We start from the raw sequence: 25,439 nt of genomic DNA on the forward strand, positions 1-25,439 counted from the left end.
CCCCGCGCAGTCATCGGGGACGAGTCGCGCGTGCTGGGACGGACGGCCATCAAGTTCGTTACGGCGGCCGGCCGGCGCGAGCTGCGCTACGGCCTGGCGCTGTTGGCCGTGCTGGTGGCCCTGGCGGCGCGGATGGCCGCCGTGCTGGCCACCGACGTCCCGCTGAACTTTCCGACCTTCTTCGTCGCCGTGCTGGTCGCCGCCATGGTCGGCGGGCTGGGACCGGGTTTCCTGGCCCTGGGCTTAAGCGCCGGCATCGCCTGGCGGTTCTGGATGGCGGCCGACGGGACCTGGCTGCTGCCGGCGCGCGAGACCGTGCAGCTGTCGATGTTCATCCTGTGCGGCGGGGCGATCGTGGTGCTGGTCGAGGCCCTGCGTATCGCGGTGCGTTCGGGCCTGGCCGCCGAGGAGCGCTTCCGCTCGGCCCAGGAGGTGTCGCTGGACGCCTTCGTGATCCTTGAGCCGGTGCGCGAGGCCGGCAAGGTCGTCGACTTCCGCTGGACCTATGCCAATCCGATGGCCGACTCGATGCGACCGGCGGGGGTATCGACCCTGCTGGGGCGGCGGGCCCTGGACGTGTTTCCCGACGAGACCGGCCGCGACATGGTCGAGCGCTTCAAGCGCCTGCTGGCCAGCGGCGGTCCCGACGATATCGACGTGCGGCGGGTGATCGACGGCGAGGAGCGCTGGATCCGCTCCAGCGGCGTGCGACTGGGCGGCGATCTGGCGGTGACCTTCCGGGACGTGACCCAGGAGCGGCGCGTCTCGGCGGCCTTGCGCAGCAGCGAGGAGCTGTTCCGGGGCGTGGCCAATTCGGCGCCCGTGCTGATCTGGGCGACCTCGGCCAGAGGGCAGGCTGACTGGTTCAATCAAGCCTGGCTGAACTTCCGGGGGAGAACCCTGGAGCAGGAGCTTGGCGCGGGCTGGCTGGACGGCCTGCACCCTGAGGACCGCGAGGCGGGCCTGGAGGTCGCCGACCGCGCCTCGGCCCTGCGCGAGCCATTCAATGTCGCATTCCGCATGAAACGCGCCGACGGGGCTTGGCGCTGGATCAACAGCGTCGGCGCGCCGCGCTTCGACGAAGCGGGCGACTACCGCGGCTATATCGGCAGCTGCTTCGACTTCACCGAGACGGTCGAAGCCCGCAAGGACCTGGAAGACCGCGTCGCTCAGCGCACCGCCGACCTCCAGGCCAGCATGGCCGAGACCGCCCACGCCCAGGCCGCCCTGGCCCAGGCTCAACGGCTGGAGACGGTGGGCCGGCTGACCGGCGGGGTGGCGCACGACTTCAACAACCTGCTGACCGTCATCGTCGGCGGCCTGGACATGATCCTGCGCCGGCCCGAGGACACGACCCGCGTCAAGCGCCTGGCCGAGGCGGCCCTGGCGGCTGGCCAGCGGGGCGAGCGCCTGACCCGGCAGCTGCTGGCCTTCTCGCGGAACCAGGAACTGAAGCTGGAGGTCGTCGACATCGGCGCCCTGCTGGACCAGGCCGAGCCGCTGCTGCGCCGAGCGGTGGGCGAGGCCATGGCCCTGACCATCCGGCACGGGGCGGGCGCGGCCAGCTCGCGGGTCGACGCGGCCCAGTTCGAGGCGGCTTTGCTGAACCTGGTGGTCAACGCCGCGGACGCCACCTCGGATGGCGGGGCGATCAGTATCGTTGTCGAGGCCGCAACCCTGGCCGAGGGGCAGGTCGCCGATACGATGCCCGGCGACTATATCCGCGTCGCGGTGAGCGACACCGGCGCGGGCATGGCGCCCGAGGTGCTGGCCCGCGTGTTCGAGCCGTTCTTCACGACCAAGGAGGTCGGCAAGGGCACGGGCCTGGGCCTGGCCCAGGTCTATGGCTTCCTGCGCCAGTGCGGCGGCGGGGTGGCTATCGACAGCGTCGAGGGGCGAGGGACCACGGTGTCGCTCTATCTGCCCGCCACCGATGAGGCTGCGACGCCCGCGGCGGCGCCCAAGCCGCCGTCGCGCGACCGGCTGAAGGGCGTGCGGGTGTTGCTGGCCGAGGACGACGCGGCGGTGCGCGAGATCGCTGGCGGCCTGCTGCGCGACCTGGGCTGCGAGGTGACCACCGCCGAGAACGGCGCCTCGGCCCTGGAGGCGCTGGAAGAGGGCGTGGCCTTCGATCTCCTGATGTCCGACATCGTGATGCCGGGCGGGGTCAGCGGCGTCGACCTGGCGCGCTCGGCCTCGGCCAACCGGCCTGACATGGCGGTGCTGCTGACCACGGGCTATGCGGGCGACCGCATGGACGTCGCGCCCGCCGACCTGCCGTGGCCGGTGCTGCGCAAGCCGTTCCAGGTCGAACAGCTGGCCGAGATCGCCGGCGCCCTGCTGGCGGGCCGCGAGGCTTCCCCGAAGAAGAAACCCCGCAAGCGCGGGGCTAGCGCCGCCGCCGACTCGTAGACCCACCGAGCAGACCGCCCAATAGGCCTCGCATCAGCTCGCGCCCGGCCGTCGAGGCGACGGTGCGCACCAGGGTGGTGGCGAAGGCTTCGGTCATGGTCTGGCGGTTGGAAGCGCGGGGGCGGCTGGCGCGCTCGCGCTGGGCCGCCTCGCGTTCGCGGATCTTGGCCTCGGCGGCTTCGCGCTTGTCGTCCTCGGCCTGCTCGCGAGCCTCGTCGGCCTGGCGCTGGGCCTGCTGGGCGCGGCCTTGCAGGATCTCATAGGCGCTGTCGCGATCTTGCAGCGTGTCGTAGACGCCGGCGACAGGGCTCTTGGCCTTCAGCGCGTTGCGTTCTTCGGGCGTGACAGGGCCCAGGCGCGAGGCCGGCGGGCGGATCAGGGTCTTCTGCACGATCTTGGGCGCGCCCTTCTCGTCCAGGGTCGAGACCAGGGCCTCGCCGACGCCCAGGGCCTGGATGGTCTCGGCGGTGTCGAAGGCCGGGTTGGTCCGGAACGACTGGGCGGCGGCCTTCAGGCCCTTCTGGTCGGCGGGGGTGTAGGCGCGCAGGGCGTGCTGCACGCGGGCCCCCAGCTGGCCCAGCACCGCGTCGGGAATGTCGGCCGGGTTCTGGGTGACGAAATAGATGCCCACGCCTTTGGAGCGGATCAGGCGCACGACCTGCTCGATCTTCTCCAGCAGCGGCTTGGGTGCGTCGTTGAAGAGGAGGTGGGCCTCGTCGAAGAAGAACACCAGCTTGGGCTTCTCCGGATCGCCCACCTCGGGCAGCACCTCGAACAGCTCCGACAGCAGCCACAGCAGGAAGGTCGAATAGAGCTTGGGCGACTGGATCAGGCGGTCGGCGGCCAGCAGGCTGACATAACCCCGGCCCGCCGCGTCGGTGCGCATGATGTCGGAGAGGTCCAGAGCCGGCTCGCCGAAGAAGTGCTCGGCGCCCTGGGTTTGCAGAGTCAGCAGCTTGCGCTGGATCGCGCCCACCGTGGCGGGGGCGACATTGCCGTATTGCGTGCCGATCTCGTCGGCGTGGTCGGCGACATATTTCAGCGCCGCCTGCAGGTCCTTCAGGTCCAGCAGCAGCAGGCCGTCCTGGTCGGCGACATGGAAGACGATGGTCAGCACGCCCTCCTGCACGTCGTTCAGCTCTAGCAGTCGCGAGAGCAGCAGCGGGCCCATCTCGGAGATGGTCGTGCGGATCGGGTGACCCTTCTGGCCAAACAGGTCCCAGAACATCACCGGCGGCGCGGACGGCGACAAAGCCAGGTCCATCGAGGCCGCGCGGGCCATCATCTTTTCGTTCGGGGTCCCGGCCATGGCCACGCCCGACAGGTCGCCCTTCACGTCGGCGGCGAAGACGGGGACACCCGCATCCGAGAACGCTTGGGCCAGCACCTGCAGGGTCACCGTCTTGCCGGTGCCGGTCGCGCCGGCCACCACGCCGTGACGGTTGGAGCGGTCGAGCCGCTGGGTCACCGGGCCTTCGCCCAGGCCAACCAGGATCTCGTTTTCACCGATCGACAGCGACATGGATACAAACTCCGACAATGCGCGCTTTGACCCTAACCGGGGCCTTGCGTCGCGCCAATCGGCGCGGTCAATGTCGGGTGCGTTTCTGGAGAAGTTTTACAAATGCCGGCCCCCGCTCCGCCCCCCGTCACCACCCGCAACGCGGTGGTGTTCCTGGCCGTGATCGCCGGGGGCGCGGCGATGTACTGGATGCAGGACATCCTGACGCCGCTGGCCCTGGCCGTGTTCCTGGCGGTGATGGTCGACAGCTTCGCCCGGGTGCTGACCATGCGGGTGCCGGGCTTTCCCAGGACGATGGCCCTGCCGGCGGCGGTGGTGATCTCGATCCTGCTGTTCGGCGTCTCGTTCTGGGTGGTGATCGACAACGGCCGCGGGTTCTTCGACCAGATGAAGGACTACGCCCCGCACCTGAACGGCATCATCGCCAAGATCGCCCACGCCATCGGCATCCAGATCGCGCCCACGATCGACAGCCTGATCAACCAGCTGAACCCCAAGGCGTTCATCGGCCAGGCGGCGCAGTCGTTCGGCAACTTCGCCTCCAGCGCCGTGCTGGTGCTGATCTATCTGGGCTTCATCATCGCCTCGCGGCGGGGGTTCGCGCGCAAGATCGTTTCATTGTTCCCGCATCATCCCGAGCGCGAGCGGAACATGAAGCTGTTCCAGAGCATCCGCGACGGGGTGGAGCAGTACCTGTGGATCCAGACGGTCACCGGCCTGATGATCGCCGTCGCCGCCTGGGTGGTGATGATGCTGGTGCGGCTGGACAACGCCTTCTTCTGGGCCTTCCTGATCTTCCTGGCCGCCTACATTCCGATCCTGGGCGGCGCGATCGGCTGCTTCTTGCCGCCGCTGTTCGCCCTGGTGCAATTCCCTGACAGCTTCTGGCCGGCGATCATCCTGTTCGCGGCGCTGCAGGCGATCTTCTTCATCGTCGGCAACGTCATCCTGCCGCGCATGCAGGGCGACAGCCTGAACATGGACCCGACGGTGGTGCTGTTGTCCCTGGCCGTCTGGGGCGCCCTGTGGGGCGTGCCGGGCATGTTCCTGTCCACGCCGCTGACCGTGGCGGTGATGCTGATCCTGGCCCAGTTCGAAGGCTCGCGCTGGATCGCCATCCTGCTGTCCGAGGACGGCGACCCGCAGGGCGAGCGAATGCTGTCGGGCAAGGGGCACGGACCCGCGCCGGACGAGCCGGCCAAGACGCCCTCTTCCGGCAAGAAGCACCCTTAAGGGTCAAAGAAATGCAGGCGCCCCTTACACTGCGATCCGTGGCTCCTATCTATGCCTTGTCCGGCTCCCCCCACCCGGACAAACCGCAGATCACGGCAGGCAAGGCCGCCGTCATCCTAGCGGAAAACGCCCGCCTTCCCCTGCGCGGGCCCGCGCCGCCGGCTTTCCCCCAGCCGGCGGCGCTTCCGTTTCCGGTACCATCCTGGAACGGCACAGTTTCTTTCCTATTTCGGACTTACGGGTTGAAGCCGCGCCTGAAAGGGCTAGGTTGCGACCAAAAATTCGCGAGGAAATCCTATGATCGGTGAAAAAAATGACCTCAAGTCCGCTGAGGCCCCGATCGGTCCGCTGGTAACCGCCTTCGCCCAAGCCCTAAGCGTCGCGGTCGAGGCTCTGCCGCCCGCCGCGCGCGGCTTCGCCGCCCAGGCCCAGGACGACTGGTCGGCCGAGGAACTGCCGGGCCTGGACGTCGCCGACGTCGCCCGCGCCCTGGCCGACTTCTGGCGCTTCGGCGAGAGCGCAAAGGATCTCTCCGAACCCGCCATCCGCCTGGTCCGCGCCCAAGGCGGCGAAACCCCCTCCGACCTGCTCGAGATCGTCCAGCCCGACCGGCCGTTCCTGGTCGACAGCATCATGGGCGAGGTGGCCGAGGCCGGCTTCTCGGTGCGGGCCATGTTCCACCCCGTGTCCGAGTGCGGCGGCGTCCGCCGCTCGATGATCCAGATCTGGCTAGCCCCTGTGGGCGAGGACCGCGAGGCGGCTCTGGTCGCCAGCGTTCGCGAGGCCCTGTCCGACGTCGGCCTGGCCGTGCAGGACTTCCAGCCCATGCGCGCCCTGATGCGCCGCACGATCAGTGAATTGCGCGACGCCAAGACCCCGGTCTCGACCGAGGTGAAATCCGAGGACCTCGACTTCCTCGACTGGCTCGAGAGCGACCACTTCGTCTTCCTGGGCGCCCGTGTCTACGAGTATCCCCGCACCGCCGACGGCGGCTACGCGGCCGAGGAGCCGCTGTACCAGCCGGAGGGCAGCCTGGGCGTCCTGCGCGATCAGGCCCGCACCGTGCTGCGCCGAGGCAGCGAGCCGGCCATCCTGTCGGCCCAGGTCCGCAGCCACATCGACATCGGCGACCCGATCGTGGTGGCCAAGTCGAACCTGCGCTCGCGGGTCCATCGCCGCGGCTACATGGATTACATCGGCGTGCGTCGGTACGGCTCCGACGGCAAGGCCTCGGGCGAGGTCCGCTTCGTGGGCCTGTTCACCGCCGAGGCCTATGAGACCCCCGCCCACGAGGTGCCGCTGGTCCGTCGCAAGGTCCAGCACGTGCTGACCCAGGCCGGCAAGGATCCCGACAGCCACAACGGCAAGCGCCTGCGCAACGTGCTGGAGACCTGGCCGCGCGACGAGCTGTTCCAGAGCAGCGAGGATGAGCTGCTGACCACGGCGCTGGGTGTGCTGCACCTGTACGACCGCCCCCGCGTGAAGCTGTTCGCCCGCCGCGATCCGTTCGATCGCTTCATCTCGGTGCTGATGTTCGTGCCGCGCGATCGCTACGACTCCGGCGTCCGCGCCCGGGCCGGCCAGATCCTGGCCGAGGCGTTCCGAGGTCGGGTGTCGGCCTACTATCCCAGCTTCTCAGACGCCCCGCTCGCGCGGGTGCACTACATCCTGGGCGTCACGCCCGGCGACCACGCCGAGCCGGACATGGCGGCCGTCGAGGCGGCCATCGCCGAGACCGCCCGCACCTGGGACGACCGCTTCGAGGCGGCCGTCCGTGAAGGCCAGGCCGGACGTGTCGTGCAGATCCTGAACCGCTATGCCGGCGCCTTCCCGCCCGGCTATCGCGACCAGTATGACGCCGATGAGGCCCTGGCCGACATCCAGGTCATCGACGACCTGGCCGAGGGCGAGGCCGTTCGGGTCCGCGCCTTCCGCCGCCAGGGCGACGACGCGGTGACCCTGCGCTTCAAGCTCTATCGCCCCGGCGCGGCCGCGCCGCTGGCCGACGTGCTGCCGATCCTGGAGCACATGGGCCTGAAGGCCCTGATCGAGGACGGCTTCAAGGTTTCGCCCGCCGGCCAGCCGGTCTGGGTGCACGAGTTCGTTCTGCGCGACGAGGCCGGCGAGCACCTGGTGTTCGCCGACGTGAAGCAGGCCTTCGAGGCCGCCTTCGTCGCCATCTGGACGGGCCGCGCCGAGAGCGACGGCTTCAACCGCCTGGTGCTGGAGCTGGGCATCGGCTGGCGTGAGGCCGCGCTGATCCGCGCCCTGGCCAAGTATCGTCAGCAGTCGGGCCTGGATCCCAGCCAGGGCGTGCAGGAGCAGGCCCTATCGGATCACCCCGGCGTCGCGCGCCTGATCCTGGATCTCTTCCAGACCAAGTTCGACCCGGCCGTCCGCGCCGATCTGAACCAGCGCAAGGAGCAGGCCAAGGCCGTCGAGGGCAAGATCACCGAGGCGCTGCAGGCCGTCGAAAGCCTGGACGCCGACCGCGTCCTGCGCCGCGTGGCCGCTCTGGTCGGGGCGATCCAGCGCACCAACTTCTACCAGCCGGGCGCCGACGGGCAGCCCAAGCCGTACATCAGCTTCAAGATCGCCTCGCGCGAGCTGGAAGACCTGCCGGCCCCCAAGCCCTATCGCGAGATCTATGTCTCGGCCCCGCACGTCGAAGGCGTGCACCTGCGCTTTGGTCCCGTCGCGCGCGGCGGCCTGCGCTGGAGCGATCGCCGCGACGACTTCCGCACCGAGGTGCTCGGCCTGGTGAAGGCCCAGCAGGTCAAGAACGCGGTCATCGTGCCGGTCGGTTCGAAGGGAGGCTTCTATCCCAAGCAGCTGCCGCGCGGTGGCGATCGCGACGCGATCCAGGCCGAGGCGATCCGCGCCTACAAGACCTTCCTGTCGGGCCTGCTGGACCTGACCGACAATATCGACGCCGACAACCAGGTCGTGCCGCCACCGTCGGTGGTGGCGCATGACGCCCAGGATCCGTACTTGGTCGTCGCCGCCGACAAGGGCACGGCGACCTTCTCCGACATCGCCAATGGCGTGGCCGAGTCTTACGGGTTCTGGCTGGGCGACGCCTTCGCGTCCGGTGGCAGCGTCGGCTACGACCACAAGGTCATGGGCATCACCGCCCGCGGCGCCTGGGAAGCGGTCAAGCGCCACTTCCGCGAGCTGGGCAAGGACATCCAGACGGAAGCCTTCACCGTGGTCGGTGTGGGCGACATGTCCGGCGACGTGTTCGGCAACGGCATGCTGCTGTCCAAGCAGACCAAGCTGCTGGCCGCCTTCGACCACCGTCATATCTTCCTCGACCCGAACCCGGATGTGGCCGTGTCGTGGGAAGAGCGCGACCGGATGTTCAAGCTGCCGCGCTCGTCGTGGGACGATTACGACAAGTCCAAGATCTCGGCCGGCGGCGGCGTCTTCGCTCGCAGCCTGAAGAGCATCCCGCTGTCGAAGGAAGTCCGCGAGCTGTTCGAGATCAAGGCCGAGGCCGTTTCGCCGGCCGAGCTGATGACCGCGATCCTGAAGTCCAAGGCCGAGCTGCTCTATCTGGGCGGCATCGGCACCTATGTGAAGGCCAAGGGCGAGAGCAACGCCGACGCCGGCGACAAGGCCAATGACGCCATCCGCATCAACGGTTCGGACCTGCGGGTCAAGGTCGTGGGCGAGGGCGCCAATCTGGGTCTGACCCAGGCCGGTCGCATCGAGTTCGCTCAAGCCGGTGGTCACATCAATACCGACGCCATCGACAACTCGGCCGGGGTCGACAGCTCCGACCACGAGGTCAATATCAAGATCCTGACCGGGATCCTGGAGCGCGGCGGCGACCTGACGCGCGAGAGCCGCAACACCCTGCTGGCCTCGATGACCGAGGACGTCGGCCATCACGTGCTGGAGCACAATTACGACCAGACCCTGGCCCTGACGCTGCTGGAAAGCGACGCGGTCAGCGAGGTCGACGCCCAGATCCGCTACATGGTCGACCTGGAACAGCGCGGCCGCCTGGACCGCCGCGTCGAAGGCCTGCCGACCAATACGACGCTGCTGGAGCGCAAGGCCGCGGGCAAGGGCCTGACCCGGCCCGAGCTGGCGGTGCTGCTGGCCTACGGCAAGCTGGATCTCTTCGACGAGATCGTCGCCAGCCAGGCGCCGGACGATCCGTGGTTCGAGACGACCCTGCGTGGCTACTTCCCCAAAGCGCTCGATAAGTACGCCGACGCCATGCAGAAGCATCGGCTGAAGCGCGAGATCATCGCCACGGTGGTCGGCAACCAGATGGTCAACATGTGCGGCCCGACCTTCCCGAGCCGTCTGAAGGCCGCCGCCGGCGCCGATATCGACGCTGTGGTCACCGGCTTCACCGCTGCCCGCGAGATCCTGGGCGTCGACGGCCTGTGGGATCAGGTCAACGCGCTGGATAACAAGGCCTCGGCCGATGGCCAGACGGCGCTGTACAAGGCCCTGGCCTATGCCCTGCGCAGCCTGGCCTTCTGGCTGGCCCGCCGCGCCCATCGCGACAAGTCCAGCGTCCAGCAGCTGGTCGAGGCCTATGGCCCGTCGGTGAAGACCCTGACCGGCATGGCCCCGGCCATCCTGTCGCCGTTCGAGCAGAAGACTGTCGCCAAGCGGGTGAAGGCCTATGTCGCCGACGGCGCGCCGGACGCTCTGGCCCAGGCGGTCGCGGCCCTGCAGCCGCTGACCACGGCCGCCGACCTCGTGGACCTGGCCAACGCTTCAAGCTGGAGCGTCGAGAACGTCGCCCGTCTGTATCATCAGGTCGGCGCGGCCTTCGGCTTCGATCGCCTGCGCGGCGCGGCTGGGGCCTTCGTCGGCGGCGACAGCTTCGAGCGCCTGGCGGTCCGCCGCCTGATCGAGGACATGCTGACCGAGCAGACCGCGATCACCGAGGCCGTCCTGAAGTTCGCCGCCAGCGCCCAGGCCGGCGACGACGAGCTGTCGGCCAAGGCCGCCATCGCGTCCTGGGCCGCCCTGCGCGGCGATCGCCCCAAGGCGGTCAAGCGCACGATCGAGGACATCGAGCAGGCCGGCGGCGGCTGGACCTTCGCCAAGCTGACCATCGCCAACGCCGCGTTGCGCGAGCTCTCGACCGCCGCCTAAAGACGCTGGCCCCTCCGCCTTCTCTCGCTTACGAGGGAAGGCGGAGAGGGAGCGTTAGCGTATGGACCAGGGTGATCGTCGGCGGGCCGCCTGGATCTCGTACGAGTGGGCGCAGCAGCCGTACTGGGCGCTGATCGCCACCTTCATCTTCACGCCCTATTTCGCCGCCGGCTTCGTCGGTGACGCCGCCAAGGGGCAGAGCCTGCTGGGCTATGCCGGGGCCATTTCGGGCCTGGCCATCGCCATCCTGAGCCCGCTGGTCGGGGCCAATGTCGACGCCCGCCGCAATCCGCGCGCCTGGCTGGTCGGCCTGGCCTTTCCGTTCGTCATCGCCAGCGCCGCCCTGTGGCTGGCCGTTCCCGGCGAGACCGCCCGCATCCCGCTGATCCTGGGCTGCCTCGTCGTGGCCGGCGTCGCCGCCGAGCTGGGCGTCACGGTCATGAACGCCCTGCTGCCGGTGGTCGCCAGGCCGGGGCAGCTGGGACGGCTGTCGGGCACCGCCTGGGCGCTCGCTTACGTCGCCGCGCTGCTGACCCTGTTCATCGTCCTCTTCTGTTTCTCGCTGCCCAAGGTCCCGATGCTGGGCCTGTCGAAGGCGCTGCACGAGCCCGATCGCATCGTCGGGCCGATGGTGGCCCTGTGGTTCCTGGCCTTCGCCTGGCCGCTGATGCTGATCGCGCCCAAGCCCTCCGAGGGCGCCGGCGAGAAGCCGCTGGCCGAGCTGTGGGCGACGCTGAAGAGCCTGCCCAGCCGCCCGCACATGGCGACCTTCCTGATCGGCCGGATGCTGCTGGGCGACGGCATTTCCAGCATCATCGCGTTCGGCGGCGTGCTGGCGGCGGGCCTGTTTGGCTGGACGACGACGCAGCTGGGCCTCTATGCGATCCTCCTGTCCATCGCCGCCGGCATCGGCACGTTCATCGGCGGCCGGGTCGACCAGAAGATCGGCTCGAAGGCCACGGTGCTGGTCGCCAGCGGCGTGGTCCTGTTCGGCGCCGTCGGCATCGGCCTGGTGGGCCAGGACACGATCTTCTTCGTCATTCCCGTCGCCCCGGCCCAGGCCGACCAGGCCCTGTTCGCCAGCATCCCGGAGCGGATGTACCTGTTCTTCTCGATGTTCATCGGCCTGACCTTCGGCACGGCGCAGTCCTCCCTGCGCGCCTGGATGGCCGAGCTGGCCCCGCCCGGCGAGACGGGGCGGTGGTTCGGTCTCTACGCCCTGTCGGGCAAGGCCACCGCCTTCCTGGCCCCGCTGGTCATCGCCGTCGGCACCAAGCTGGCCGGCGACCAGCGCATCTCCGTCGTCGTCTCGGCCGTGTTCATGGCCCTGGGCGCCATCGTCCTGGCGAAGGCGCCCCGAAAAGCGCCCTATCCGCAGGCCGCGAGCGCTCCGCTGAAATAGGTCCGCACCGTCTCGAACAGGTCGGGCCGATAGCGCGCCCGAGGGTCGTTGGCCTTGTTGTCGTCGAAGGCGTGGGTGGCGTCGGCCAGGAACATCTGGTCGACCGTAAGCCCGTCGCGGACCAGCCGATCCAGGGCCAGTTTCGGCGCCTTCCAGCCGACCACCTGGTCCTTGCCGGCCACTACCGACCAGACCGGCGGCGCGGCCCCGCTCCAGCCGTGACGAGTGGTCAGCGAAGGATAGCCGGCGAAGGGATAGACCAGCAGCGTCCCCTTCACGGCCTTCGAGAGGCGTTCGGGCGCGGCATCCGCCAGGCCGGTGATCAGCGGCGCGCGCGGCCCCATCGCGTAGGCGTCCATGATCGTCCAGCCGCCATGGCTCCAGCCCGCTAAGAAGACTTGAGAAGCGTCGGCCCAGGCCTGCCCCTCCAGCCACGCCAGCATGGCGAAGACGTCCGCCGCCCGCCGACTGCCCCGCACCCTCAGGCCTGTGCAGACGGTCAGCTTGGCGTCCAGCAGGGTCAGGCCGCGGGGCTTGAGGCTATCGACCACCACGGCCGCCCAGCCGGCCGCGACGGCCGTCCGGGCATAGTCCTCGAGGAACGGCGTCTTGCCGCCGCAGCCATGGAAGATCAGCGCCACCGGAAACGGCCCCAGGCCCGCGGGCTTGAAGACCCGCGAATGCTTGGCGACCTCGTTGCCCCAGGCGGCGCTGTCCATGTGTCCTCCGGGACGTGTGCTAGTGGCGGAACACTCGCACGCCGGTGAAGGCCATTGTAAGGCCCAGCTTGTCGGCCGCCTCGATCACTTCCGGATCGCGCATCGAGCCGCCCGGCTGGATGATCGCCGTCGCGCCCGCCTCGGCGGCCTGGATCAGGCCGTCGGCGAACGGGAAGAAGGCTTCCGAGGCGCAGGCGCAGCCCTTCAGGTCGAGGCCGAAATCGGCGGCGCGCAGCGCTGCGATGCGGGCCGAGTCCTTGCGGTTCATCTGGCCGGCCCCGACGCCCAGGGTCTGGCCGGCGCGGGCATAGACGATGGCGTTGGACTTGACGTGCTTGCCCACGGTGAAGGCGAACAGCATGTCGCGGATCTCGTCTTCCGTGGGCTGGCGCTGGGTGACGATCTTCAGGTCCGAGGCCTTGATCCGCGCGTCGTCGCGGGACTGCACCAGGAAGCCGCCGGCCACGCTCTTGAACGCATCCCCGGTCGAGAGCGGGTCGGGTAAGGAGCCCGTCACCAGCAGGCGCAGGTTCTTCTTGGCCGCGAACACGGCGATGGCGTCGTCGTCGGCCTCGGGGGCGATGACCACCTCGGTGAAGATCTCGACCATGGCCTCGGCCGCCTCGCGGGTCAGGCGCGAGTTCACCGCCACGATGCCGCCGAAGGCCGAGGTCGGGTCGCAGGCCAGGGCCCGCTCATAGGCCTCGCGCTGGCTGCCGCCGACCGCCACGCCGCACGGGTTGGCGTGCTTGATGATCGCCACGGCCGGACCCTGGGCGGGATCGAACTCGGCGATCAGCTCGAAGGCCGCGTCGGTGTCGTTGATGTTGTTGTAGCTGAGTTCCTTGCCCTGCAGCTGCTTGGCCGTGGCCACGCCGGCGCGCGGGTTCGGGAAGGTGTAGAAAGCCGCCTTCTGGTGCGGGTTCTCGCCGTAGCGCATGGTCTGGCGCAGCTCGCCGGCGATCGCCTTGCGGGCCGGGAAGTCCTGCTCCAGCGCCTGGGCGAACCAGGCCGAGATGGCGGCGTCATAAGCCGCCGTGCGGGCATAGGCGCGGGCCGCCAGGGTCTGGCGCAGGGCCAGGGTGGTCCCGCCGGCCTTCAGGGCTTCCAGCACTTCGGCGAGGTCGGCCGGATCGGTGCAGACGGCGACATAGCCGTGGTTCTTGGCCGCCGAGCGGATCATGGCCGGGCCGCCGATGTCGATGTTCTCGACGCACTCGGCGTAGCTGCCGCCTTTCGCGACGGTCGCCTCGAACGGATAGAGGTTCACGTACAGGATATCGATGCCGCCGATGCCGTGGTCGGCCATGGCTTGCGCATGTTCGGGCGCATCCCGAACGCCGAGGAGACCGCCGTGCACCACTGGGTGCAGGGTCTTCACGCGGCCGTCCATCATCTCGGGGAAGCCGGTCAGGTCCGAGACGTCCTTCACGGGGATCCCGGCCGCGGCGATCGCGGCCTTGGTGCCGCCGGTCGAGACCAGCTCGACGCCGGCGGCGTGCAGGACCTGGGCGGCTTCGACCAGGCCGGTCTTGTCGGAGACCGACAGCAGGGCGCGCTTGGGGGAAACGAGATCGGGGGCGGACGGATAGTCGGGGGCGGCGGGCACGGCGGACTCCTCGGGTTTCGTGATCGGAAATGGGAGCCCAGGCGCGCGGCTTATGAGGTCCGCGCTCCCCGGTGGTTTCCCACCTTCAACGCCAGTCACGCGAACGCGGCGGAAAATACGGGGGCGGGCGGGGGAGTCAATGAGGTGGACAAGATCCTCCCCCGCGATGCGGGGGAGGTGGCCCGGAGGGCCGGAGGGGGCGAGCTGGGCGGATGCCGTGCTAGCCCCCTCAGTCGCTCCGCGACAGCTCCCCCGTGACACGGGGGAGCATCCTCACGCGGTTTCACCGCTGAAGGCATGTGGGGAGGCGACGGAGCGGCCGGGCGAACCCGGAGACCGTGAGGTTTGTTTTACGTTTCGGCTCGTCGTCCGCTCCGCCAGGCTGTTCTTGTCCGTGAGGATGGCCGGCGTGAGCGTTATCTGCTCGGGCGTCCATTACCCCCGGACGGGCGCGGACCAACTGGATCGGCTACATCCGTCTCCAGCCCGACGATCCACGATAGGCGGCTTATACGATCACCGCCCTGTCGATCCGCTGATGGCTTGAACCCCGGCGCTGCCCAGCCGCCCGCCAATCCTCATCGAGGATGCGACGACCTTCGAACGACCGGGAACCGCCAGCGGCCCCGCTCAACCTAGCCCCGCCGCCGTTTTGGGCCGGATCCAAACGCCCTCCCCCGCGACGGGGATGGCTATGATTGTGCGGTGGCTTTTAGCGCGGATCATTCGAAGGCGCGTAAAATCGACAAGCGATTGATTTTGCTGAAGTCGAGTTCGCGAATTCCGAGGATAGAGCGCGCTCAATCCCCGTGCGAGGCGCCCCGCGATCACCCTCTCCCATAGGGAGAGGGAGGGACCCGCGCAAAGCGCGGGAGGGTGAGGGGCTACACCCTCGACCGTACGAAGCGCCGCCAAAGCCGCCGGGGATTTTCCGGCCACCGCCGAAACCCCTCACCCTCCCACCGCTACGCGGCGGGCCCCGCCCTCTCCCAGGGGAGAGGGTGATGGCTGCGCGACTCTCACATCCTCGGCTCCACGGTCGCCGGCCTGCCCGGCTTCCTCAAGGCATGCCCTCGGGCCGACGAAGTCGGACCCGGGGGACGGCTTCGCCGCCGCGCAGCGGCCGCCCGGAGGGCGGTCCTTGACCAACCCGGTCAGCCCGGCGCGCTGCTGCCAAGAGATATGGAGGGAATGGGGAGTGCCAATCAGCATACCATCGTCCGCACGGGCTTGTTGGAAGCTAAAGGTGTGTGTTCAGCTTAGATAAGCTGGGGAGCTTCGGCATGATTTCCATTAGGTTTGCTAATCGCGCTTGGTTGCGAGGTGTCGGGATCGGGCTGGCGGGCTTTCTTTCGCTTGCTGCGACACCCGATCAACCAATTAAACCCCAAAGAACTGTAGAGCCCTCTCGGTCAGAACTCTTTCAAAGAGCTGTCGGGCGCAAGGAAATATCCGCCTACGAACGGGAATCCCTAGTCGTTGATCGTCGGGCGAATGCCATTGCCGAGCAAGCCAACCTCATTGCAGAGGCTCAAAGGCGCTACGCCTTCTGGCAGCTTCTTCTCGGTGCCATAGGCGTAATCTTCACTGGTCTGGCGGCGTTCTTTGCTTATCGCGCCACTCATTGGGCCAAAGCTGCCGCAGAGGCTGCGAAACAAAGTGCGGGCGCTGATGACGCAGCTCTAGCTGAGACGCGTGCAGCTGCTGCGGATGCTAGGAGGGATGCTGTTCAGCACGCCAAGTGGTCAAAGGAGCAGCTTGGACTCATGGATCAGACCATGCAGTACACTGCCGAAAGCGCCCACGCGATGAAAGATGTCGCGCGGTCCATGGCCGCAAATACCAAGCAGATCGTTGAGTCTGTCGAAGTAAGTAAATCGGTAGCTGCAAGTCAAAGAATTTTCGGCAAGACGCAACTTAGAGCCTACGTTGCAGTCCTCATCGGTGACGCAATTTATCAAGATGGGAAGGGCCTGCGATTTGAAGCCAGGCCTGCTCTGATGAACACAGGCCATACCCCAGCCAGGAATCTGAGGTGGAGGATCCGTGCCGCTATTCTACCCGTTCCGCTACCTAAGGATTTTCGTTTCCCACTCGGTCCTCACAGGGAGGGGAACGCTCTTCTCCCTCCAGGTCATACATTTTCAATAAGCGCAGTTATTGATGGATTTGTGGATGAGAGCGAGATCGAGAATATAAAGAAAAATCATGGAAAAGCCCTATATGTTTGGGGTTGCCTTAGCTATCAAGATTTGTTCAAGCGGACTCACAGAACCACTTTCGCCCAGCAACTTTGGTGGAGGAAGGCCGGAAAGCCTGAAGAGAGCGGTGCCATACCCGAGATTATTCAAGGCTGGTATCTTTCCGAGCACAATAAAGCGAACTAGGTAGTCGATATCGAGTGGGGTGTATCAACCCTCCACCCGCTCCCGTACCGCCTTAAACACCATCGCCATCTCGATATGCGTGTGCACGTACCCGTGCTCGAACAGGTACGTCAGCATCCGGTCGTAGGCGTCGTCATAGTCCGCCATCGCCACGCTGCCGGGCGCCCGCGCCTCGCGCTCCAGAACGCTAAGGACCTCCGGCGCACCCGTCGTCAGGGCGGCGATCACCTCGGCGATCTCGTCGTCGGTATATTCCGGGGCGTGGTGCGTGCGGCCGGGGTCCTGGGGCAGTCGGCGGTTGAAGCCCATCGGCGCTAGCCCTCCGCTCGGGTCAGTTTCCAGCGGATCTTGGCCCCGACCTCCGGACGCACCTGGCTCTTGAGCACGATCTGGCCGGCCTTCCGCGCAAGCCCGTGGTCGAAGTGCGCCGAGGGGGCGATCTCGACGTCGACGGCGTCGTTGCGCAGCCACCAGCCGATATTGTTGGGCCCTCGGATCAGGACGCTCTTGCCGTCCCTCGCGATCGAGGCTCTCGCCTCGGGGTGCAGGTGGAAGCGCACGGCGAAGGGCAGGTAGCGCCTGGGGCCGTCCGCCGCGCCAGGGTCGGCGGCCAGGGGGGTGAGGCTGTCCTCGCCGCGCAGCTCGTCGGCGACGGCGTCGAGGAACAGGCGGCGGGCGTGGCCGAGGCCGACATGGCGCCAGCCGTCGTGGACGATGTCCAGCCAGACGCCGCCGACATCGTCGTGGCGCTTGGCCTCGACCTTGGTCGCGCCGTCGACCAGCCAGGGCCCCAGGGCCTTGGCGCGAAATCCGGAGAGCGGGCGGCCGGCCGAGCCGTCGCCGACGCTGACGGTCGAGGCCGCGTCGGAGAGGCGGAAGGCGTGGGCGCCGGCGGCCTCGGGGCTCCAGCCGCAGCTGGTGATCAGGCGGTCCTTGGCGCAGACGATCTCGACGGCGGCCGGCTGAGCGCAGGCGGCGACGCTGAGCGGGCCCAGCGGCGGGCGACCGCAGTCGGCGATGACCTCCAGGCTGCCGCCGACCATCTTGTGAAAGCCGCTGTGCGGGGCGGCGTTCAGCGGGCGCGGGCCGGCGTCGTCATGGGCGAGAGCCGCGGCGATGCGCTGCGGGCCGATGGCCTCGCCGCCGTGGAAGGCCGCCAGATGGCCATCGCCCAGGGTGAAGAACCGCGCCGCCGTGGAGAGGCGGTCGATGGCGCGCGAGAGGCTTTCCGGCGAGGGGCGGCCGCGCTGGCCCAGGGCGTCGTCCAGGGTCAGCAGGTCGAACAGCAGCTCGACGCCGGCCTCGGGGCTGCGGGTCGCGTGGCCGCCGTCGGGCAGGACCATCTGGTCGATGTGGCGGGTGACCTGCTTGAGGCCCTTGTCGATCAGCGCCTCGCTGGACTTGCCGGCCAGGGCGCAGCCGGCGACCGTGGCGGCGACGGCGCGCTCCAGGGTGCGTTCGGGGCTGGCCTTGATCTCCAGAAGGTGGCGGGCCTGGCGGGCCAGGTCCTGGGTCAGGTCGGCGATCTCGGCGTCGCTGCCCTCGGCGGCCAGGGTCTTGGCGGCGCAGGCCAGGTGGAAGACGCGGCGTTCGATGCAGTCGGCGCTCCACGAGAAGGCGTTCCACTTGCCGAAGACGCGGCGCCAGTCGTCCAGCAGGCGCAGGGACCAGCGGGCGCCGTCCGAGCCGGCGGCGATCAGGTCGGGCAGCCAGTCGAAGCGGTGCAGGCTGACGGCGAAGCGGCGCGAGGGGCTGGCGGTGTCGAACGGGTCGCCGTCGGGGCCCAGGCGCAGAGAGCCGCCGTCCAGGGTCAGGGTCCCGGCCAGCATCTTCTTGCCATGGTCCGGGTTGGTCGGACGCGGGTCGCGGGGACGGGCCGAGAGGCCTTCCGGGCGGGGCAGGGCGATGGCCAGGCGGTGCGGGCCCGAGCCGAACCACTCGCGTTCGATGTGGCCGGCAAGCTCGGCCGTGACGGCTTTCCATAGGACGCCGCCGCGCCGGGGCGCGTTCGAGGATAAGCCGTGGGCGGAACGCTTGACGGCCATCGCTTGGGGTCAGCCGCCCTTCAGCGCGCGGATGTTGTCGGCGTAGGCCGTGGGGCCGCCCTTGAACACCGCCGAGCCGGCCACGAGGGCGGTGGCCCCGGCGGCCACGCATTGCGGGGCGGTGACCGGGGTGACGCCGCCGTCGACCTCGATGATGATGTCGAGCCCGGCCTTGTCGACCATCTTGCGCAGGGCCTCGACCTTGCGCAGCTGGCCGGGAATGAAGCTCTGGCCGCCGAAGCCCGGGTTGACCGACATGACGAGGAGGAGGTCGACGTCCTCGAGGATCCACTCGACGTGGTCGAGGCCGGTCGACGGGTTGAACACCACGCCGGCCTTGGCCCCCAGCTCGCGGATGCGCTTGAGGGAGCGGTGCAGGTGCGGGCCGGCTTCGGGGTGGATGCTGATCAGGTCAGCGCCAGCGGCGCGGAAGGCCTCCAGGTACGGGTCTGCCGGGCTGATCATCAGGTGCACGTCGAACGGGATCTTGGCGTGCGGCCGGATGGCTTTGACGATGTCGGGGCCGAGGGTGATGTTGGGCACGAAGTGGCCGTCCATCACGTCGACATGCACCCAGTCGGCGCCGGCCGCTTCGATGGCGGCGACTTCTTCGCCCAGCTTGGCGAAGTCGGAGGCGAGGATGGACGGGGCGATGATCGGCGCGGTCATGGTCCTGGGATAACCGCGTCCGCGCGTCCTGTCAGCCCTTAGAGCTTCTTGAAACGCGCCGCGAAGAAGCCGTCCTGGCCGCCGTCCCGGTGATGGGGCAGCAGGCGCAGGGTCCCGCGAGCGGTCAGGCTGGCCTCGGGAGCGCCGCCTTCGCCGGGAGCGATCGGCTCCAGCGCCATGTCCTTGCGGCGCGCCAGGAAGGCCTCGACCTGGGCCTCGCCCTCTTCGGGCTCCAGCGAGCAGACGGTGTAGACCAGCTGGCCGCCGGGCTTGAGGCGGTCGGCGGCGCTGTCCAGGATCCGCGCCTGAACGGTCGCCAGCGAGGCGACGTCGCTGGGGCGGGCGGCCCACAACACGTCCGGATGGCGGCGGAAGGTGCCGGTGGCCGAGCAGGGAGCGTCCAGCAGGATGGCGTCGAAGGTCCGCGTGTCTTCCCAGACGGCGGCGTCGGCGGCGACGACCTCGGCGGTCAGCTGCATGCGCTCGAGGTTTTCGTCCACGCGCTTGAGGCGGGCGGCCGAGCGGTCCAGGGCGGTGACGGTCGCGCCGGTGGCGGCTAGCTGCAGGGTCTTGCCGCCAGGCGCGGCGCACAGGTCCAGCACCTTGTCGCCGGGCTTGATGGTCAGGAGGCGAGCCGGCACGGCGGCGGCGGCGTCCTGCACCCACCAGGTGCCGTCTTCGAAGCCCGGCCAGCCGGCCACGTCGCCCTTGCGGCGCACGCGCAGGGAGCCGCCGGGCAGCTCTTCGGCCTCGAGCGCTTCAACCAGGGTCGCGACATCGGCGGAGGGCTTCACCGACAGGTCGGTGGCCGGCTCCTGGGCGATCTGGGCGGCGATCTCGCGGGCGGTGGCCTCGCCGAACGCCGACACCCAGCGGGCATAGAGCCAGGGCGGGGCCAGCAGGGCCGGATCGTCGGCCGGCTGGCCGTCGCGCAGCAGGCCGCGCAGCACGGCGTTGACCAGGCCCTTGAACGGGCGGCTGGTCTTGTTGGCGCCGGCCAGCTCGACCGAGGTGGCGACGGCGGCGAAGGCCGGGACCTCCAGGTGGAAGGCCTGAGCGGCGCCCAGGCGCAGCAGGTTCATCACCCGGTCGGGCGGCGCCTTCTGCAGCTTGGCGGCCAGGGCGCGGTCGATGGGGCCCAGGTGGCGCAGGACGGCCATGGCCAGGGCGCGGGCGAACGCGCGCTCACGCGGCTCCAGGAAGCGGAAACCGTTGGCGGAGGCGGCTTCGTCGATGCCGCCGCGACGCGACAGGGCCGCATCGATAAGGTTCAGGGCGGCTTCCCGGGCGGGGAGGCCGTCGTTCAATTCTTGAGTCACCGCCTCGCCGTGCCCAATGGCGACGGCGAGCGCAAGCGATTTGACGAAATCACGCGGCCAAAGAGGGCTTCCGCAGCGCCGTCGTGACCGCCGTCAGGCCGAACACGAAGAAGCCGGACACCACCGACAGCCCGCCCACGGCCAGCAGCGGACCAAACACCGACGGCGGTCCCTTCTGGCCCAGATACAGGTACAGGCCGCTGATCATGCAGATCACCCCGACGTTCGACAGGGTGAAGTTCGTGATCTTCACCCAGTTGGGGACCCGCTGCCCCAGCAGGGCGTAGAAGGTCCCCATCAGCGCCATGCTGATCCAGCCCAGAAGATTGAGGTGCGCGTGCGCCGAATAGGTGCTGTGGTCCTTGCTGATGCTCATGGCTAGGCCCCACGAGACGCCGATCATGGCATAGAAGGCGGCCGCGCCGAAGAAGGCGTGCGGCCAACGACTGGCGGTCATGTTCAGATCTCCCCGATCGTAGAACGTTGATATTGAAGATCGAGGGTTGAACACTGCCAAGCTGGCGCCGGCAACCGCGTTGATGTTAAGCCTTCCGCCATGTCGCAGGATCCGCAGTCTTCGTCGCAACCTTCGTCGCAAACCGAGACGGAGACCCTTCTGGGCGCCGCCCCCGGCAAGGATCTGACCCCCGCTGCCCGCCGCGCGCTGGAGGAGGCCGCCGCTCGCCGCGCCGCTGAAGCCGCTCAGGCCTTGCCGACGGAAAAGGGCGGTCGCGACGGCCCCGAACCCACTCGCTTCGGCGACTGGGAGAAGAAGGGCGTGGCGGTCGACTTCTGAGGCTGTCAGGCTCCTCCGAAAATACGGGAGGAGCGGCTTTGGAAGACTTGGCCGAAAAGCGCATCCAGGTGGTGCGCGACCACATGGCGCTGGAGTGCGTCCACGACTGGGACGCGGTGATCGCCACCTTCCAGCATCCCCGCTACGAGATGTACGGCTCGGGCGCGGTGTTTGACGGCGAGGCCGCCGTGCGGGGCTATTTCGCCGCCTCGCGCACGCCGTTTCCCGACCAAGGCAACGAGGTCATCGCCATTGCCCACGCCGGCGACACGGTGCTGGTCGAGTTCTGGCTGACCGGCACGCACCTGGGCCCGCTGAAGCTGCCCGGCCGCACGGTCGAGGCCACCGGCAAGGCCTTCCGCGTCCGCATGGCCGCCAGCTTCGAGTTCGCGCCCGGCGCCGACAAGATCGTCTGCGAGCGGCCGTACTACGACCAGATGGCGGTGGTGCGGGCGCTGGAGCTGATGGTCTAAGTCAGCACGCCATCCTTACTTCGTCATCCCGGCTTTCCGCTTCGCTGCGGCCGGGATGACGAGTTTGATCTCGCCATAGCCGCGATCGGCATGCCAGCGCACGTCGGCCAGGCCTTCCTCCAGGGTGGCTGGGATGAAGCCGTTGCGGATAGATGGGCCAAGGGCTGTCGTCGTTGACGACATACAGCGGCGCGGTCGCGCTGGCGGCCTCGCCAGCGTCGGCCTGGCTTTTCCAGCGCGCCTTGCCGTCGGTCCAGGAGAAGCTCTCCTCGACCGCACCGCCCATCAGCGAGCTGCCCTTGATGACCTTTGCGGCGCGCGTTCGGCGGCGAGCATAGTCCATGCACGGAGGATGGCTTCCCTGCGCGCCGCAGCCGTGCCTAGCTGGGCTGTCCATCGCCTGGAGGCCCGCGCTTTGCGTCTGCTTGCTGCTCTCGTTTCTGTCGCTTTGCTGGCGACCGCGTCGCCGACCCTGGCCGCGCCCGCCAAATCGAAGGCCGCCGCCGCCCGCGCCCTGGACGCCGGGGCGGTGGCATCGCCGGACCGCTACGGGGCGCTGGCGGCGCAGGAGATCCTGAAGGCCGGCGGCAACGCCGTCGACGCGGCGGTGGCGACGGGGTTCGCCCTGGCCGTGACCTATCCCGAGGCCGGGAACCTCGGCGGTGGCGGGTTCATGACCCTGTACGTGAACGGCAAGCCCTACTTCCTGGACTATCGCGAGACGGCGCCGGCGGCGGCCTCGGCCGACATGTATCTGGGCAAGGACGGCCAGCCGATCGCGGACCTGTCGCTGTTCGGCAATCTGGCGGCCGGCACGCCGGGCACGGTGCGCGGCCTTGCCGTGGCCCACAAGCGGTTCGGCAAGCTGTCCTGGGCGCGGGTCCTGGCCCCGGCCATCCGCTATGCCCGGGAGGGCTTCCAGGTGAACGACCAGTTCGCCGGCGTTCTGCTCAAGGAGGTCCCGCCGCAGTTCGCGGCGACCAATTTCCGCGACTACTTCGCGCCGGTGAAGGCCGGGACGATGTTCAGGCAGCCGGAGCTGGCCGCGACGCTGGAGCGGATCGCCAAGGAGGGCGACAAGGCCTTCTACGAGGGCAAGACCGCCGACCTGATCGTCGCCCAGATGCAGCGCGGACCGGTGAAGGGGCTGATCACCAAGGCCGACCTGGCCGGCTACAAGGCCGTCTGGCGCGCGCCGGTCACCGCCAAGTGGCGCGGCTATGACGTCATCACCGCCCCGCCACCCAGCTCGGGGGGCATCGCCCTGATGCAGATGCTGCTGATGAAGCAGGACCTGTCGCCGAAGTTCAAAGGCGTGGCCCTGAACAGCCCGCAATATGTCCACCTGCTGGCCGAGATCGAGAAGCGCGTCTATGCCGACCGGGCCGAGTATCTGGGCGATCCGGATTTCGTGAAGGTTCCAGTCTCCAACCTGATCGACCCGGCCTATGTGGCGCGGCGGGCGCGGGAGGTGGATCCGGACAAGCCCTCGGTCACGAAGGCGGTGGCTCCCGGCCTGGAAAAGCCGCAGACCACCCACTATTCGATCGTCGACAAGTGGGGGAACGCGGTCTCCAACACCTACACCCTGAACGGCTGGTTCGGCTCGGGCGTGGTGGTCGAGGGGGCGGGATTCCTCCTCAACGACGAGATGGACGACTTCTCGGCCAAGCCGGGCGCGCCGAACGTCTATGGGGTAGTCGGCGGGGCGGCCAATGCCATCGCGCCGTTCAAGCGGCCGCTGTCGTCGATGACCCCGACCATCCTGGTCAAGGATGGGCGGCCGGCCATGGTCATCGGCACGCCAGGCGGCTCTCGGATCTTCACCTGGGTGTTCCAGGTGCTGGCCAATGTCTACGACTTCAAGCTCAGCCTGAAGGCGGCCCAGAACGCTCCGCGCTATCACCACCAGCTGCTGCCGGAGAACGTGATCTTTTTTGAGCCGGGGTATCCGCCGCCGGCGGCGCTGAAGGGCGCGCTGGAGGGGCGGGGCTACAAGTGGGTCGAGGACTTCAGCGGCGACATGGAGGCCATCCAGGTCGTGGGGCGCATGCCGGTTCCGGAGGCGGATCCGCGGGCGCGGGGCGTGGGGGTGGTGGTGAGATAAATCCTTCTCCCCTTGCGGGAGAAGGTGGCTGGCGAAGCCAGACGGATGAGGGGTTGAAAAGCCTGTCCGGACAGCGGAGCGCGACCCCTCACCCGGCCCTGCGGGCCACCCTCTCCCGCAAGGGGAGAGGGAAGCGGGTTACAGCCCCGCGATCTCCCCCACCACCTTCAGCGCCGCTTCGCGCGGGTCGTTCGCCGCCGTGATCGGGCGGCCGCAGACCAGGTGGCTGGCGCCGGCGCGGATGGCGTCGGCGGGCGTGGCGGCGCGGGCCTGGTCGTTCTTGGCCGACCAGTCGGGGCGCACGCCGGGGGTGACGATCAGGAAGTCGGGCTTCCCGGCCTCTTTGGCGATCTCACGCGCCAGCGCCGCCTCATGCGGAGACGAGACAATCCCGTCGACGCCGCATTCGATGGCCTGGCGCACGCGGCGTTCGACCAGGTCGCGGGCGTTGAAGCTGTAGCCCATCTCGACCAGGTCGGCGTCGGTCAGGCTGGTCAGCACGGTCACCGCCAGGATCTTCAACGACGAGTCGCCGCGCGCCTTCACCGCCGCCTTCATCACCTGTGGCTCGGCGTGGACGGTCAGCAGGTCGCAGCCGCTCTGGGCCAGGACGCGGGCCGAGCGCTCCACGGTCGCGCCGATGTCGTGCAGCTTCCAGTCCAGGAAGATCGACTTGCCGCTGGCCTTCAGCTCGTGGGCCAGGGTCATGCCGTCGCTCGCCAGCAGCTCCAGGCCGATCTTGTAGAAGCTGACGGCGTCGCCCAGCTGCTCGACCATGCGGCGCGCATCGTCGGTGGTGGGCAGGTCCAGCGGCACGATCAGGCGGGCGTCGGCGGTCATCTTTTGTCCCCTGGGGTTGGCGCGCGACATCGCCGGCTCTAGGAAGAACCGAACTTGGGCGCGATCTGAAAGGTAAGGACGTCGAATGACCGAGGCCAAACTCGCCGTCAACTTCTTCGTCGCTTTGTTCGCCCTGATCGACCCGATCGGCAACGTGCCGCTGTTCGCCGCCGCCACCCTGGGCGCGGCCGCGGCGGGGCGGCGGATGGTGGCCGTCTATATCGGCCTGTTCGTCGCGGCCTTCCTGATCTTCTTCTTCTTCACGGGGGTCGGGCTGCTGGCCTTCTTCGGCATCTCGATGCCGGCCTTCCGCATCGCCGGCGGCGTCATCCTGTTCATCCTCGGGCTGGACATGCTGCGCGACGACTTCACCACCATGTTCGCCGACGCGGCCGAAGGCATCGAGGGCCAGTCGGCGCGGGTCTACGCCCAGAAGCGCTTCGAGCGCCTGATCGTGCCGTTCGCCATGCCGCTGCTGATCGGGCCGGGCGCGATCTCGACGGTGATCATCTACGCCGCCGAGGCCAAGCCGTTCGGCTGGGCGGGCCTGGGCCTGGGCGTGGCGGTGATCTCGGTGGTGTCGCTGGTGATGGTGGCGGTGTTCTGGGCCGCGCCGCTGATCAGCAAGGTGCTGGGCCGGATCGGCATGAGCATCGTGGTCCGGGTGCTGGGCCTCATTCTCTGCGCCCTGGCGGTGCAGTTCGTGCTGATCGGCGTGGGCGACGCCACGCGCGGCCTGGTCCGCCAGGACGCCAAGGCCCCCTATGCGGAGACGAAGTAGC

At 68.8% G+C, this 25,439-nt stretch carries 19 protein-coding genes, 1 pseudogene and 1 riboswitch; of the genes and pseudogenes, 9 read left to right on the top strand and 11 right to left on the bottom strand.

Going from position 1 to position 25,439, the window contains the following annotated elements; translation table 11 throughout:
- Positions 1-30 precede the first annotated feature (30 nt).
- A complete protein-coding gene (locus tag J7528_RS12230; RefSeq protein WP_291874568.1) occupies positions 31-2,412 on the top strand; it encodes an ATP-binding protein in 2,382 nt (793 codons plus the stop codon).
- On the opposite strand, the gene J7528_RS12235 is transcribed toward J7528_RS12230, so the two are convergent.
- A complete protein-coding gene (locus tag J7528_RS12235) occupies positions 2,390-3,934 on the bottom strand; it encodes a helicase HerA-like C-terminal domain-containing protein (RefSeq protein ID WP_291874571.1) in 1,545 nt (514 codons plus the stop codon). The genes J7528_RS12230 and J7528_RS12235 overlap by 23 nt on opposite strands.
- A 102-nt stretch (positions 3,935-4,036) precedes the next feature.
- Between J7528_RS12235 and J7528_RS12240 the strand changes: the two genes are divergently transcribed.
- The 3 genes from J7528_RS12240 to J7528_RS12250 all read left to right on the top strand — a co-directional run bounded on the left by J7528_RS12240 (position 4,037) and on the right by J7528_RS12250 (position 11,693).
- On the top strand, positions 4,037-5,167 hold the full coding sequence (locus J7528_RS12240; RefSeq protein ID WP_291874574.1) for an AI-2E family transporter: 1,131 nt from the start codon (positions 4,037-4,039) through the stop codon (positions 5,165-5,167).
- Between the two features lie 297 nt (positions 5,168-5,464).
- Positions 5,465-10,291 (top strand): NAD-glutamate dehydrogenase, encoded by a 4,827-nt coding sequence (locus J7528_RS12245; RefSeq protein WP_291874576.1) that lies wholly within the window; start codon positions 5,465-5,467, stop codon positions 10,289-10,291.
- Between the two features lie 61 nt (positions 10,292-10,352).
- Positions 10,353-11,693 carry an MFS transporter gene (locus J7528_RS12250; RefSeq protein ID WP_291874579.1) on the top strand — a complete coding sequence of 447 codons (1,341 nt, stop codon included), beginning with the start codon at positions 10,353-10,355 and terminating at the stop codon, positions 11,691-11,693.
- Here the strand turns inward: J7528_RS12250 and J7528_RS12255 are convergent.
- The 3 genes and pseudogenes from J7528_RS12255 to J7528_RS12265 form a co-directional block, all read right to left on the bottom strand.
- On the bottom strand, positions 11,660-12,412 hold the full coding sequence (locus J7528_RS12255) for a dienelactone hydrolase family protein (RefSeq protein WP_291874580.1): 753 nt from the start codon (positions 12,410-12,412) through the stop codon (positions 11,660-11,662). The genes J7528_RS12250 and J7528_RS12255 overlap by 34 nt on opposite strands.
- A gap of 19 nt (positions 12,413-12,431) precedes the next feature.
- Positions 12,432-14,021: a bifunctional phosphoribosylaminoimidazolecarboxamide formyltransferase/IMP cyclohydrolase gene (gene purH / locus J7528_RS12260; RefSeq protein ID WP_291874582.1), complete on the bottom strand. Its 1,590-nt coding sequence runs from the start codon at positions 14,019-14,021 to the stop codon at positions 12,432-12,434.
- Positions 14,022-14,049: 28 nt separating this feature from the next.
- Positions 14,050-14,130: riboswitch (ZMP/ZTP riboswitch) on the bottom strand.
- Between the two features lie 59 nt (positions 14,131-14,189).
- Positions 14,190-14,274: pseudogene (locus J7528_RS12265) on the bottom strand (hypothetical protein); the annotation flags it as partial.
- Positions 14,275-15,304: 1,030 nt separating this feature from the next.
- On the opposite strand from J7528_RS12265, the gene J7528_RS12270 reads away from it, so the two are divergent.
- Positions 15,305-16,408 (top strand): hypothetical protein, encoded by a 1,104-nt coding sequence (locus J7528_RS12270; RefSeq protein WP_291874585.1) that lies wholly within the window; start codon positions 15,305-15,307, stop codon positions 16,406-16,408.
- Between the two features lie 24 nt (positions 16,409-16,432).
- Here the strand turns inward: J7528_RS12270 and J7528_RS12275 are convergent, their stop codons facing one another.
- From J7528_RS12275 to J7528_RS12295, 5 genes are read right to left on the bottom strand one after another with little or no spacing between them, the layout of a single operon-like run.
- Entirely contained in the window at positions 16,433-16,717 is a 285-nt protein-coding gene (locus J7528_RS12275) for a hypothetical protein (protein ID WP_291874588.1), read from the bottom strand.
- A gap of 5 nt (positions 16,718-16,722) precedes the next feature.
- A complete protein-coding gene (locus J7528_RS12280; RefSeq protein WP_291874591.1) occupies positions 16,723-18,453 on the bottom strand; it encodes a heparinase II/III family protein in 1,731 nt (576 codons plus the stop codon).
- Positions 18,454-18,462: 9 nt separating this feature from the next.
- Positions 18,463-19,122, bottom strand: coding sequence for a ribulose-phosphate 3-epimerase (rpe, locus tag J7528_RS12285; RefSeq protein ID WP_291874594.1), 660 nt, complete (start codon positions 19,120-19,122; stop codon positions 18,463-18,465).
- 38 nt (positions 19,123-19,160) lie between these two features.
- Entirely contained in the window at positions 19,161-20,441 is a 1,281-nt protein-coding gene (locus tag J7528_RS12290; RefSeq protein ID WP_291874596.1) for an RsmB/NOP family class I SAM-dependent RNA methyltransferase, read from the bottom strand.
- A gap of 49 nt (positions 20,442-20,490) precedes the next feature.
- Positions 20,491-20,898 (bottom strand): hypothetical protein, encoded by a 408-nt coding sequence (locus tag J7528_RS12295; protein ID WP_291874597.1) that lies wholly within the window; start codon positions 20,896-20,898, stop codon positions 20,491-20,493.
- 99 nt (positions 20,899-20,997) lie between these two features.
- Here J7528_RS12295 and J7528_RS12300 point away from each other — a divergent pair, with 99 nt between their 5' ends.
- Positions 20,998-21,237, top strand: coding sequence for a DUF1674 domain-containing protein (locus J7528_RS12300; protein ID WP_291874599.1), 240 nt, complete (start codon positions 20,998-21,000; stop codon positions 21,235-21,237).
- A gap of 38 nt (positions 21,238-21,275) precedes the next feature.
- Positions 21,276-21,710 carry a nuclear transport factor 2 family protein gene (locus J7528_RS12305; RefSeq protein WP_291874601.1) on the top strand — a complete coding sequence of 145 codons (435 nt, stop codon included), beginning with the start codon at positions 21,276-21,278 and terminating at the stop codon, positions 21,708-21,710.
- Position 21,711: 1 nt separating this feature from the next.
- Here J7528_RS12305 and J7528_RS12310 read toward each other — a convergent pair whose 3' ends face one another.
- Positions 21,712-22,053: a hypothetical protein gene (locus J7528_RS12310; RefSeq protein ID WP_291874602.1), complete on the bottom strand. Its 342-nt coding sequence runs from the start codon at positions 22,051-22,053 to the stop codon at positions 21,712-21,714.
- Between the two features lie 9 nt (positions 22,054-22,062).
- Here J7528_RS12310 and ggt point away from each other — a divergent pair, with 9 nt between their 5' ends.
- On the top strand, positions 22,063-23,817 hold the full coding sequence (gene ggt / locus J7528_RS12315; protein WP_291874604.1) for a gamma-glutamyltransferase: 1,755 nt from the start codon (positions 22,063-22,065) through the stop codon (positions 23,815-23,817).
- Between the two features lie 138 nt (positions 23,818-23,955).
- On the opposite strand, the gene pyrF is transcribed toward ggt, so the two are convergent.
- Positions 23,956-24,657: an orotidine-5'-phosphate decarboxylase gene (gene pyrF / locus J7528_RS12320; RefSeq protein WP_291874606.1), complete on the bottom strand. Its 702-nt coding sequence runs from the start codon at positions 24,655-24,657 to the stop codon at positions 23,956-23,958.
- A gap of 85 nt (positions 24,658-24,742) precedes the next feature.
- Between pyrF and J7528_RS12325 the strand changes: the two genes are divergently transcribed.
- Entirely contained in the window at positions 24,743-25,438 is a 696-nt protein-coding gene (locus J7528_RS12325) for a MarC family protein (protein WP_291874608.1), read from the top strand.
- The last annotated feature ends 1 nt before the right edge of the window (position 25,439 follow it).

The sequence above is a fragment of the Caulobacter sp. genome, from assembly GCF_017744445.1.
Lineage (GTDB): Bacteria > Pseudomonadota > Alphaproteobacteria > Caulobacterales > Caulobacteraceae > Caulobacter.